This window comes from Flavobacterium sp. N1736 (genome assembly GCF_025947065.1).
In the GTDB taxonomy this organism is placed as follows: domain Bacteria; phylum Bacteroidota; class Bacteroidia; order Flavobacteriales; family Flavobacteriaceae; genus Flavobacterium.
Map to the genome: position 1 here is coordinate 4,666,757 of NZ_CP109994.1, position 12,108 is coordinate 4,678,864.

Annotated in this window: 11 protein-coding genes; 7 read left to right on the forward strand and 4 right to left on the reverse strand. The window is 33.3% G+C overall.

What is annotated here, in order from left to right; genetic code table 11:
* Nucleotides 1–172: 172 nt before the first annotated feature.
* Nucleotides 173–1,579: a DUF4403 family protein gene (locus tag OLM54_RS19755; RefSeq protein ID WP_264538587.1), complete on the reverse strand. Its 1,407-nt coding sequence runs from the start codon at nt 1,577–1,579 to the stop codon at nt 173–175.
* A 175-nt stretch (nt 1,580–1,754) separates the two neighbouring features.
* Between OLM54_RS19755 and OLM54_RS19760 the strand changes: the two genes are divergently transcribed.
* From OLM54_RS19760 to tsaB, 7 genes are all read left to right on the forward strand, one after another.
* Nucleotides 1,755–2,456, forward strand: coding sequence for an ABC transporter ATP-binding protein (locus tag OLM54_RS19760; RefSeq protein ID WP_264536254.1), 702 nt, complete (start codon nt 1,755–1,757; stop codon nt 2,454–2,456).
* Entirely contained in the window at nt 2,449–3,693 is a 1,245-nt protein-coding gene (locus tag OLM54_RS19765) for an ABC transporter permease (RefSeq protein WP_264536255.1), read from the forward strand. The genes OLM54_RS19760 and OLM54_RS19765 overlap by 8 nt, the downstream gene beginning before the upstream one ends.
* Nucleotides 3,694–3,695: 2 nt before the next feature.
* A complete protein-coding gene (locus OLM54_RS19770) occupies nt 3,696–4,961 on the forward strand; it encodes an ABC transporter permease (protein ID WP_264536256.1) in 1,266 nt (421 codons plus the stop codon).
* Between the two features lie 41 nt (nt 4,962–5,002).
* Entirely contained in the window at nt 5,003–6,124 is a 1,122-nt protein-coding gene (locus OLM54_RS19775; protein WP_264536257.1) for an efflux RND transporter periplasmic adaptor subunit, read from the forward strand.
* A 79-nt stretch (nt 6,125–6,203) separates the two neighbouring features.
* Nucleotides 6,204–7,592 carry a TolC family protein gene (locus OLM54_RS19780; protein ID WP_264536258.1) on the forward strand — a complete coding sequence of 463 codons (1,389 nt, stop codon included), beginning with the start codon at nt 6,204–6,206 and terminating at the stop codon, nt 7,590–7,592.
* A 6-nt stretch (nt 7,593–7,598) separates the two neighbouring features.
* On the forward strand, nt 7,599–8,891 hold the full coding sequence (locus tag OLM54_RS19785) for an efflux RND transporter periplasmic adaptor subunit (RefSeq protein WP_264536259.1): 1,293 nt from the start codon (nt 7,599–7,601) through the stop codon (nt 8,889–8,891).
* 26 nt (nt 8,892–8,917) lie between these two features.
* Nucleotides 8,918–9,592: a tRNA (adenosine(37)-N6)-threonylcarbamoyltransferase complex dimerization subunit type 1 TsaB gene (gene tsaB, locus OLM54_RS19790; RefSeq protein ID WP_264536260.1), complete on the forward strand. Its 675-nt coding sequence runs from the start codon at nt 8,918–8,920 to the stop codon at nt 9,590–9,592.
* 7 nt (nt 9,593–9,599) lie between these two features.
* Here the strand turns inward: tsaB and OLM54_RS19795 are convergent, their stop codons facing one another.
* From OLM54_RS19795 to OLM54_RS19805, 3 genes are all read right to left on the reverse strand, one after another.
* Nucleotides 9,600–10,412, reverse strand: coding sequence for a mechanosensitive ion channel family protein (locus tag OLM54_RS19795; protein WP_264536261.1), 813 nt, complete (start codon nt 10,410–10,412; stop codon nt 9,600–9,602).
* A 93-nt stretch (nt 10,413–10,505) separates the two neighbouring features.
* Nucleotides 10,506–10,913: a YtxH domain-containing protein gene (locus OLM54_RS19800; protein WP_264536262.1), complete on the reverse strand. Its 408-nt coding sequence runs from the start codon at nt 10,911–10,913 to the stop codon at nt 10,506–10,508.
* A gap of 153 nt (nt 10,914–11,066) precedes the next feature.
* A complete protein-coding gene (locus OLM54_RS19805; RefSeq protein ID WP_264536263.1) occupies nt 11,067–11,966 on the reverse strand; it encodes a NifU family protein in 900 nt (299 codons plus the stop codon).
* Nucleotides 11,967–12,108: the final 142 nt, after the last annotated feature.

Genomic DNA, 12,108 nt, shown 5'->3' on the forward strand with positions numbered 1-12,108 from the left:
GTTAAATAACATTTAAGCCCAATAAAAGCTAAACAATTAACATGTATAGCAATAATTGAGAATCACTTGGGCTTAGTAAAATATATTTACTATTATATTTTAACATTTAGAAAAAAGGCATAAAAAAAGCGAGACCTAAGTCTCGCTTTTAACATACTATATTTTGTAAACTTTATTTCAATCCATCAACAGATACATTTACAGTTCCGTTTATTTTTATAAAAGCGATAATTGCCTGATTTGTTAACTGAATTTTATCAAACTGAATATCTTCCATTTTTCCATTTACAAAAACACCCGGTAAAGGCGAATAATTTTTAAGATAAGCCGCCATGCTTTTTTTGCCTTCTTCTAAATTGGGCTGAATTGAATAACGACAGCTTTCTTCCATTTTCTTTAAAATATAACCCTGCGCTAACCAGCTTGCAGTTCTCATTAGTTTGCTTTTAGTATCTAAAACATAATCTAATTTGTCAAAATAAATTTCTTTGGTTTGAGGATTATATTGCGGAAAACCGGTTACATATATTGTTCCGTTTACAGATCCTAGAACATCAAGGGCAATAATCATTTTGTCATTTTTATGCCAGATTGCTACATTTTTTACCGTAACTTTTTTGCTTCCTGAGCCAAATTCCTGACCTGCAAAATTGTTTGTCATTATTTTGGATGCATCGGCATACGTTGAAATCGCAGCAATATTCGCCGAAATTTGATTCGGAATTTTAGCGACAGGTTTTAAAACAATTTTACTGGCATTGAATTTAGATTCAGGCTGTTTGCCAACAATGGTTTCCATATTGCATTTCATTCCCATATCCAATAAAAACAAATCATTTTTAAGTTTTGCGTTAGTCGAATAAACTTCAACAGGAACAATTCGAAGCCAGGTTTCATACGTGTCGTTCATTTTAAACGGCGTACATATTTTTTCTAAAGCAGATAAAACATTCGGCTTAAAATCCATTGACTTTTCGATGGCATCGTCTATGCTTTTTTCAATTTTTGATTTAAAAATAGAAATGGCAGGATTTACCAAATAAGTAATCGGCATGTTTTTACCAAAAACCGTCATTGTCGGGCTTTCATTCCAATCCAGAGATTTGAATTCTGTTTTGGTATTTAATTTCCAGTTAGTTAAAGCAACCTCGCTTGATAAAGTAATTACCCCATTTAAGTTAAATTCGCGCGTATCATAAAGTTCAATGCCCAATTTTTTAGTACCAATACGATATTTGATAGTCGCTTTTAAAGGTAAAATGGTTTTTATTTTTTTATCCGGATTTGCGGGATCATTTTGAATTTTGATTGGTGCCTGTTTCCAGATCTTCATTTCAATATCGTCATCTTCGATAGTATTATCTTCAAAAATTAACCCGTTTAAAAGAGTGTTGGTCTGATTTTCGATGTCATGAAGTTTTACTGTAATAGGCAAATTAATAAAGGATGGATTTGCATCATAAACCAACGGACTTGCATCGTCTGGTTCTGGTTTTAATGTTTCTAATTTTTGTGATGTTGAGCAGCTAACAAGTGTTGTAAGTGCCATAAATAAAGAAAGTGTTGAAAAAAACTTCATCATTACGATTTTTTGAGTGGAGCAAAATTAAGAAAACAATTATATTATTCTGAAAAAGTGTAACATTTAGTAATAAATGGAGTCTTATTGAGATAGTATATCAAAATTATTAACTTTTTATTACCATAAAATACTTAATAAAAATATTATTATTGTCTTAAAATTTAACAATATCATGATCGAAATCAAAGATTTGCATAAGTCCTATAAAATGGGAAGTTCTGAATTGCATGTGTTAAAAGGAATAAATTTTAATATCGAAGAGGGCGAGTTGGTTGCGATTATGGGATCTTCGGGATCTGGAAAATCAACGCTTCTTAATATTTTAGGAATTCTGGATGAGGCCGATTCCGGTAGTTATATTTTAGATAAAACACCAATAAAAAAACTGAACGAAACGATCGCTTCAAAGTATCGAAATAAGTTTTTAGGGTTTGTTTTTCAGTCTTTCAATTTGATAAATTATAAAACAGCTCTTGATAATGTGGCAATGCCATTATATTATCAGGGAATAAAAAGAAAAGAGCGTTACGATATTGCAATGAAATATCTGGAAAAAGTTGGTTTAGGTTCGCATTCGCACCATTTACCAAGTGAGCTTTCCGGAGGTCAAAAACAACGTGTTGCCATTGCAAGAGCTTTGGCATCGAACCCAAAAGTTTTATTGGCGGATGAGCCAACGGGAGCTTTGGATACGAAGACTTCGTATGAAGTTATGGAACTTATTCAGGGAATTAACGATGAAGGTAAAACCATTTTAATCGTTACGCACGAACCTGATATTGCCGCAATGTGCAAAAGAAATGTGGTCCTGAAAGACGGACTTATTATTGATGATAAAATGGTAGAACAAGTTAGAGCTTCATCTTATGTTTAATATAGAACGTTGGCAGGAAATATTTGAGGCAATCTCTAAAAACCGGTTGAGAACTTTTCTTACCGGAGTTTCTGTGGCTTCAGGAATTTTTATTCTGGTGATTTTGCTGGGAGCAGGAAAAGGGCTTCAAAACGGAATTGAAAAACAATTCGAACGTGATGCTGCCGGAATTATAGAGGTTTGGTCCGGTACAACAACCAAGGAATATAAAGGGTTAAATCCCGGAAGACAAATTCAGTTTAGAAATAGTGATTACTCACAATCTGTTCAGAAATTTGAGGATAAATTAGATTTAAGAGCTTCAACACAGAATTATTGGGGAGCGTCTTTCTCTTATGGAAAAGAATCAGGAAGTTATCAATACAGAGGAGTTGATCCTGATTATGGCGGAATTGAAAATTTGACGATTGTTCAGGGGCGATTTATAAATGCTAAGGATTTAGCCAATAATGAAAAAGTAGCGACTATTGGAATGAAAGTCAAAACGGATTTATTTAAAGATAAAGATGCGCTTGGAAAGGAAATTGCAATTAATAATATCAATTTTAAAGTAGTAGGCGTTTTTACAGATCCTGGTGGAGAAAGAGAAGAAACAAGGGCTTATTTGCCTAAAACTACAGTACAAAGAGCATTTGGTGCTGGAGATAAAATAAGTAATTTGTTTTTTACGCTGAAAAAAACAAACGATTATGATGAAGCTTTGGCACAATCTGAAAAATTTACACAGGATTTAAAAAACTTACTAAAAAGTAAAAATGTTGTAGCTCCTGATGATGATGGCGGTATAAATGCGTATAACTCCGTTAAGGATGCGAAACAATTTTATGATTTAAATCTTTATATCAGGTTGTTCTTTTGGTGGGTAGGTATTTGTACCATTATCGCCGGAGTTGTTGGTGTAAGTAATATTATGCTGATTATTGTAAAAGAACGAACAAAAGAAATTGGAATTAGAAAAGCACTTGGCGCATCACCATTTTCTATTATTTCGATGATACTTCACGAATCCATTTTTATAACTACTATTGCCGGATTTACCGGTTTGCTGGCTAGTTTATTATTATTGGAATTTGTTGGGCCAATGGTACAAAGCGAGTATTTTAGAAATCCTCAGGTCGATTTTAGTGTGGCTTTAACGACACTTGTTTTACTTGTATTTGCAGGCGCGCTTGCGGGATTTTTTCCAGCTTACAGAGCAGCCAAAATAAAACCTATTGTAGCACTTAGAGACGAATAATTATGTTTAATAAAGATAATTGGGATGAGATTTTACAGGCTTTAACAGCCAACGTTTTCAGAACGGTTCTAACTGCTTTTGGGGTATTTTGGGGTATATTTATTTTGGTAATATTACTTGCAGCAGGAAACGGATTAGAAAACGGAATTAAAAAAGGCTTTGACGGAATCGCGACAAACACGATGTTTATGTGGAGTCAGACAACATCAAAAGCTTATAAGGGATTGCCTAAAACCCGTCGTTATGATTTTAGAAATAGTGACGTAATGGCTTTAAAACAAGCTTTTCCGGATTTATTATATGTTTCGCCAAGAAATCAGTTAGGTGATTTTAACGGAACAAATAATGTGGTACGCGGAACAAAAACTTCCTCTTTTACAATTTATGGAGATTATCCGGAGCTGATTAAACAACAGCCAATGGATATTATTAAAGGACGTTTTATAAACCAACAGGATATTCTTGAAAGAAGAAAAATAGCGGTTATTGGAAAAGGCGTTATTTCTGAACTTTACGGAAAAGCAGAAGAAGTAGTTGGAACGTACATTAAAGTAAACGGAATTAACTTTATGGTTGTTGGGGTTTATAAATCCAAACAGCAAGGCGGAAATGCAGAACAGGAACAAAAAAATATTTTTATTCCGTTTACTACTTTTCAGCAGGCATTTAATTATGGCGATAAAGTAGGATGGATGGCATTAACGGCAAGAGACGAAACATCAATTACGTCTTTGAAACCGAAAATTTTAGAACAAATTAGAGCCTTACATTCCATAAATCCGGCAGATGACAGAGCTGTAGGAAACTTTGATTTATACGAACAGTTTAATAAAGTGCAAAGTCTTTTTAATATTTTGAATATCATTGCTTATTTTGTAGGAACTTTGGTGCTGATTTCAGGAGTTATCGGTATTTCAAATATTATGCTTATTGTAGTTAAAGAACGTACAAAAGAAATAGGAATTCGAAGAGCTCTGGGCGCAACGCCGGCAGCTATTCGCGGACAGATTTTATCAGAATCTATATTTTTAACTATTATCTCAGGAATGTTTGGTATTGCAGTTGCCACGGGAATTATCGCATTGCTGAATATGGCTTTAGATTCGATGCCCGCCGGAAACGATACCATGTTTGCCAACCCAAGTGTTGATTTAGGAGTTGTATTTGTTGCATTATTAATATTAGTAGGATCTGGTTTATTGGCAGGATTTATTCCGGCTCAAACCGCAATTAATGTAAAGCCGGTAGATGCTTTACGAACAGAATAAAAATATCAATCAAAAAATAATCGAATTAAACCAAAAACAAAATGAAAAAAGGAGTAACTGTAACCATTTTAATTTTTATTGCTATAGTTTTCTTTGGCGCATTATATTACTTATACGCTAAAAATCAAGAGTCTCCAATTATCTTTAAAACGGAGAAAGCAGAAATTAAAACGATCGTAAAGAGTACCATTGCGACAGGTAATATTCAGCCGGATGAAGAAGTCCTAATCAAACCAAACATCTCGGGAATTATTGAACAAGTGTATATTAAAGCAGGTGAAAAAATCAAAGCCGGCGATATGATTGCCAAAATTAGAGTTGTTGCCAATGTATCGAATGTTAGCTCAACTCAAAATCAGGTGCAAACCGCTAAAATTGCTTTAGACAATCAGGAGAAAATCTATAAAAGACAAAAAACCCTGTTTGATAAAGATGTAATTTCTGCAAACGATTTTGATGCCGCACAATTAGCTTATACGCAAGCCAAACAAAACTATCAGGCAGCCAGACAAAGTTTAGATATTGTAAAAACAGGAACGACAACTTCATTAGGAACGTATGCAAATACATTAATTCGTTCAACAGTGAACGGAATGGTTTTAGCAGTTCCCGTAAAAGTAGGAAATCAGGTTATTGAAAGTAATAACTTTAATGAAGGAACTACAATTGCGAGCGTTGCCGATGTGGGAAGAATGATTTTTATTGGAAAAATAGATGAATCTGAAGTAGGGAAAATAAAAGAAAAAATGCCAATTGAGATTACTGTCGGAGCTATTGAAAATAAAAAATTTATTGCTGTTTTAACGGATATAGCCCCAAAAGGTGTAGTAGAAAATGGCGCAATTCAGTTTGAAATAAAAGCTTCTTTAGAAAATAGAGATGCCACTTTTATCAGAGCCGGTTTAAGCGCAAATGCTTCTATTATTTTAGAAAAAGCAGATAAAGTTTTAGCAATCAAAGAATCATTGGTTCAATTTGACAAAAAAACACAAAAACCTTATGTTGAAGTTGAAACTGCTCTTCAAAAATTTCAAAGAAGAGATTTAGTTTTAGGAGTTAGTGACGGAATTTATGTTCAGGTTAAAAGCGGACTTAAAGCTTCGGATAAAATTAAAATCTGGAATCAGGGCTTAATTACTGAAGGTGAAGGAGAAAAAAAATAATTTGAAATTGTAAAGGTTTTTTGGTTTTAAAAAATGTTAAATTTGCGTAGTGTCTTTGCTATGCTTTGATCTAGAAAATATGAAAATAAATAAATATAACAGTCTTATTATTGTTTTGTTATTTGGGTTGGGTTTATCTGCTCAGGCTCAAACACAACCAAAACAATGGACTTTAGAAGAATGTGTCAGATATGCACTGGATAGTAATATCACAATCAAATTATCAGAATTAGATGTGCAAAATGCTGCAATTGATAAAAAAGATGCATTTGGTAATTATCTTCCATCAGTAAGCGGAAACGCTTCGCACTCCTGGAATATTGGTTTGAACCAGGATCTTACAACGGGTCTTTTGCGTAATCAGACGACTCAGTATTCATCTTTAGGTTTAAACGCAGGAGTTGATATTTACAAAGGTTTACAAAACCAGAATGCTTATAGAAGAGCGAAACTTACTATTATAGCTTCTCAATATCAATTGCTGAAAATGCAGGAAGATATTTCGTTGAATGTTGCGAATGCTTTTCTTCAAATTTTGTCTTATAAAGAAGAATTAAAAGTAAAGAAAGAACAATTAACGATTGATGAAAAACGTTTGGCACGTTCTGAAGAAATGGTAAACGCCGGAACAATTCCAAGAGGCGATTTATACGATCTAAAAGCGACGATTGCAACAGATAAACAAAATATTTCTGTTTCAGAAAATAATTTATTGATCTCAAAATTAAGTTTAGCACAGCTTTTACAATTAAAAGAATTTGCAGATTTTGATGTAATCGATGATACAGATGCTAAAGATGAAAATAATATCATGGCGCAAAACCCAGTCGATATTTATAATAAAGCAAAAGAGACAAGAACAGAATTAAAGCTGGCGCAGACCAATCTTGAAATTGCCGAGAAAAATGTTGCGATTGCAAAAGGAGCTTATCAGCCAACACTTAGAGGTTTTTATGGTTTTAATACCAGAGCAAGTTATAGCGATCAGGTTAAATTTGACGAAAATAATAACCCATATACTGTAGGTCCGGCTCCGGTTTTTCAACAGTTTAGCGATAATAAAGGACATAATTTCGGTTTTCAATTAGATGTGCCAATTTTCAATGGTTTCTCTGTTAGAAACAATGTAGAGCGAAATAAAGTAAGTTTAGAGAAATCTAAAATAGATTTAGAACAAAAAAGTTTAGATTTGCAACGTAACGTTTATACTGCTTTTACAAATGCAAGAGGCGCTTTAAACACCTATGAATCGTCAACGGTAACATTGGAAGCAAGACAGCAGGCCTATAATTATGCAAAAGAAAAATATGATGTAGGTTTGATGAATTCATTTGATTTTACTCAGGCGCAAACATTATTGACAAATGCACAGTCAGACGTTATTAGAACAAAATACGATTACATGTTCAAAATAAAAATACTTGAATTTTACTTTGGAATTCCAATTGTTCCAATTATTACAAAATAATTTATTATGTCAAAAAAAACAGTTTATTTCTTAGTTGGTGGTGCTTTAGTAATCATTGCAGTTTTGATTGGTCTTTCAAAATCAGGAGTAATAGGAAATAAGGATGAAGGAAAAGAAGTAGAGATCACAAAAGTCGTAGCTTCAACTATTGTCGAAACAGTTTCGGCAACAGGTAAAATTCAACCGGAAATTGAGGTAAAACTTTCATCAATGGTTTCCGGCGAAATCATAGCATTAAATGTAAAAGAAGGTCAGGTTGTTAAAAAAGGAGATTTATTGGTAAAAATAAATCCTGATTTATATACTTCAGGACTGGACAGATCTGTTGCCAATTTATCCGGAACCAAGGCTGGTTTGACACAATCTGAAGCGAGTTACAGAGAAGCAAAAGCAAGTTACGAACGTAATAAAACATTGTATGATAAAGGTGTAATCTCAAAATCAGATTGGGACAAGGCGATATCTACTTATGAAGTTGCAAAAGCGACGAAACAAAATGCGTATTATAATGTTCAAAGCGCTTCGGCATCGGTAACAGAAGCAAGAGATAATCTTGGGCGTACTACAATTTATGCTCCGGCAGACGGAACAATTTCAGTATTAAATGTTGAGTTAGGCGAGCGTGTTTTAGGGACACAGCAAATGGCCGGAACAGAACTTTTAAGAGTTGCCAACCTAAATAATATGGAGGTTGAAGTTGACGTAAATGAAAATGACATCGTAAAAATTAAAATTGGAGACGAAGCAAATGTTGAAGTTGACGCTTATTTAAAAAAGAAATTCAGAGGTGTTGTAACCAGTATTTCTAACTCTGCAAGTACCACTTTAACATCAGATCAGGTAACGAATTTTAAAGTAAAAGTTAGAATTTTGAAAGAATCTTATCAGGATTTATTAGAAGGACAACCCAATACATATTCTCCTTTTAGACCGGGAATGACAGCCACAGTTGATATTATTACAAAAACAAAATCGAATGTTTTGGCAGTGCCAATTAGTTCTGTTGTGGTAAAATCTGATACAACTGCAGTAAAAGATTTTAAAGTTGAAGATCCGAGCGAGGATAAAAAAGCGGCTCCAAAAAGCGATAAGAAATTTGAATGTGTTTTTGTAAAAGTAGGCGATAAAGCTAAAATCAAAATCATTAAAACAGGTATTCAGGATGATACTAATATCGAAGTAATGTCAGGTTTAAATCCTGGTGATGTCGTTATTACAGGTCCTTATACAACCGTTTCTAAAGAATTAAATTCCGGTGATAAAGTAAAGCTTAAAAAAGCCGAAGCACCTAAGAAATAAATAATTAATTTTTAAAAATAAATACATTGTCTTTTATTCTCAATATCGAAACTGCCACTAAAAATTGCTCTGTATCCATTGCAAAAAATGGAGAAACAATTTTATGTAAGGAAATTGCAGAAGAAGGTTATTCACATGCCGAAAAGCTGCATGTTTTTATTGAAGAAATAATTGCCGAAGCCAAAATATCAGTTCAGGATTTAGTTGCAATTGCAGTAAGTCAGGGTCCGGGATCTTACACAGGTTTGCGAATTGGAGTTTCGGCGGCAAAAGGATTATGTTTTGCGTTGAATATTCCGTTAATAGCAGTTGATACTTTGCAGACTTTAGCATCTCAGGCCAAAGTTTCAGAAGGAAAAATAATTCCGATGCTGGATGCTAGAAGAATGGAAGTATATAGCGAAGTTTTTAATGCTAATATAGAAATCGAAAGACAAATTCTGGCGGAAGTTATTGACGAAAATTCATTTGCAGATTTTACCGAAACTGTTTATTTTGTTGGCGATTGTGCCGAAAAATGCAAACCCGTTTTAACAAAGGATAATTTTGTGTTTTTAGAAGACATCAAATATCCTTCTGCATCAGCAATGAGTAAAATCAGTTTTGATAAATATCAAAAAAGCGACACTGTAGATGTCGCTTATTTTGAACCTTATTATTTAAAAGATTTCATGATGGCACCTCCATCAAAAAAACAATAAACTTATTTTATTTTTGAATTGTATACGGCTGAACAGCAATTCCTGCTTCATCCAAAGCTATTTTGCAATTCTCTAAAGTTTCAGAAAAAACAGCTCCGTAATTTACATTTTTTGCCCACGGGCGCACGGCAAATTCTACAGAACTTGCTGTAAGGTTTTTTACAAAAACTTCCGGCGCAGGTTTTTTCAGCACTTTTGGATTTTTAGTTAGAACTTCCAACAAAATATCTTTTGCTTTTTTAATATCAGAATCATAAGAAACGGCAAAAGTTAAATCAGCTCTTCTTTCTCCCTGCATTGAATAATTGATAATCGTTCCGTTAGATAAAGCACCATTAGGTACAAAAACAGTCTGATTGTTTGCTGTAGTCATTTTGGTAACAAAAATCTGGATTTCTATAACGGTCGCAATAACGCCTTGTGCTTCAATCGTGTCTCCAACCTTAAAAGGTTTAAAAACGATAATCAGCATTCCTCCCGCAAAATTAGAAAGAGAACCTTGTAATGATAAACCAACCGCAAGACCCATTGCTCCTAAAATGGCAACAAACGACGAAGTTTCGATACCAAGTTTTGAAATAAAGGTTACAAACAATAAAATTCGGAGTCCCCATATTAAAATATCCGAAAGGAACTTGGTTAGCGTAGGATCTAAATTTCTTTGAATCATTACTTTGGTAATGATTTTATTGATTAATCTGATGGCGTATATACCAACAAATAAAATTAGGAATGCCGAAATTAATTTAGGCGAATAGTCAAGTAATACGTCAATAAATCGTGTTGCGTAGTTGCTAAGCTGGTTCGAATTGATGTCCATTTTTTAAGAATAAAAAAACCTTCTCAATAGAGAAGGTGGTATTAGGTTTTGCAAATATAAAGATATTTATTCTATAAGAAAAAATGTAGTTTGTTATTCCTTTTCAGGAGTCTCATCAACAATTTCTTCCGTTGTCGTTTTCGTTTCTTCACTAAGATCAACTACCGTTTTTGTTGTAACTGTTTTGGTCTCGCCGGTAATTTCATTTGTTTTCTCTTTTACAGACTCGATAACAACGTTAATAGAATCTGAGGCTTTTTCAACATATTCACTCACAACATCTTTAGCATGACTTGCATATTCTGCAGCACTGTCAATTATAGGTTCTGAAACCTCTTTTGCCTTAGCTATCGCATCTTCTGCAAAAGCTTCTGCCTTGTCAATATAAGGAGAAGCTGCTTCTTTTGCATGTTCAAAAGTAGTTTCGGCCTGATTAGCTAAATCTGTCGCTGATTCTTTGGCCGAGCCAAATAAATTCTTAAAAAATGAAGATAATCCCATAGTTTTTGGTTTTGATTAGTTTATCATACAATATTAACTAATTTTATCACACTATGATCGTAAATGTTAAAATAATTTATTGATAATTAGACAGATACAAATAAAAAAAGCGTTCGCCAGGGCGAACGCTTTCAGTGTTATTTTTAGGTGAATTTATGCATTTAAAGCTTCTACTTTAATAGCTTCGTCATTCAACATACTTTTTAACATATTTTCGATTCCGCTTTTTAAAGTAAATGTAGATGACGGACAACCGCTGCAAGCTCCCTGAAGGATAACTTTTACCGTTTTGTCATTTTCATTATAAGAATCAAAAGCAATATTTCCTCCGTCAGCGGCAACTGCAGGTTTTACATATTCCTCCAGAATGTTGATAATTTGTTGTGAAGTCACATCTAATTTATCAAAAGCTTCATCTTTAGTTGCATCATTTTTTTTAGCAACCTCAATTAAACTTTCATCAAGAACAGTTCCTCCGTTTTCGATAAATTGTTTGATAAATGTTCTTACTTCCAATGTGATTTCGTCCCAATCGTTAATGTCGTATTTTGTAACCGAAATATAATTTTCATCAATAAAAACTTCTTTAACATAAGGAAATTTAAACAATTCTTTTGCTAACGGAGAAGAAGCAGTCTGATCGATATTTTTATATTCAACCGGATTTTTAGTTAACATTCTGCTCACTACAAATTTCAATGCCGATGGATTTGGAGTTGTTTCTCCGTAAACCGTAATAGGTTGTTTTTTTGCTTTGTTTTCGTCGATTTTGATAATAACGCCACCTTTGTCTACAAAAGCTGCAATTTGCTCAGCAACAGCATCTTTTACATCATCCCACTCTACAATGCTGTATCTTTCGATAGCAATAAAATTTCCTGAGATATAAACTGTTTTTACAAACGGAAGATAAAATAATTGTTGTGCTAATGGTGATGCGTCTGCTTCATCAATGTTTTTGAACTCAAAATTTTGATTTTGGGTAATGAAGTCTTCAAATTCAAATTTTAGTATAGTCGGATTTTGGGTTTCCTTTATAGTGATTTTTGTCATGATTGTAATTTTTTACAAATTTAGTAAAGTTATTTTCTACTAATACCTATATTTGATTTTTTAATAAAATAATTAAGACTCTTTACAAATAAATCGTATTAAAATGCAGGAGTCTGAAATTTATTTAAACTTATTTGCCTTT

Excerpts from the sequence above, each read along its gene's own strand:
- OLM54_RS19795 (WP_264536261.1), bottom strand. The coding sequence starts at position 10,412 with ATGGACATCAATTCGAACCAGCTTAGCAACTACGCAACACGATTTATT.
- OLM54_RS19775 (WP_264536257.1), top strand. The coding sequence starts at position 5,003 with ATGAAAAAAGGAGTAACTGTAACCATTTTAATTTTTATTGCTATAGTT.
- OLM54_RS19765 (WP_264536255.1), top strand. The coding sequence starts at position 2,449 with ATGTTTAATATAGAACGTTGGCAGGAAATATTTGAGGCAATCTCTAAA.
- OLM54_RS19755 (WP_264538587.1), bottom strand. The coding sequence starts at position 1,579 with ATGAAGTTTTTTTCAACACTTTCTTTATTTATGGCACTTACAACACTT.
- OLM54_RS19760 (WP_264536254.1), top strand. The coding sequence starts at position 1,755 with ATGATCGAAATCAAAGATTTGCATAAGTCCTATAAAATGGGAAGTTCT.
- OLM54_RS19805 (WP_264536263.1), bottom strand. The coding sequence starts at position 11,966 with ATGACAAAAATCACTATAAAGGAAACCCAAAATCCGACTATACTAAAA.
- OLM54_RS19770 (WP_264536256.1), top strand. The coding sequence starts at position 3,696 with ATGTTTAATAAAGATAATTGGGATGAGATTTTACAGGCTTTAACAGCC.
- OLM54_RS19785 (WP_264536259.1), top strand. The coding sequence starts at position 7,599 with ATGTCAAAAAAAACAGTTTATTTCTTAGTTGGTGGTGCTTTAGTAATC.
- OLM54_RS19780 (WP_264536258.1), top strand. The coding sequence starts at position 6,204 with ATGAAAATAAATAAATATAACAGTCTTATTATTGTTTTGTTATTTGGG.
- OLM54_RS19800 (WP_264536262.1), bottom strand. The coding sequence starts at position 10,913 with ATGGGATTATCTTCATTTTTTAAGAATTTATTTGGCTCGGCCAAAGAA.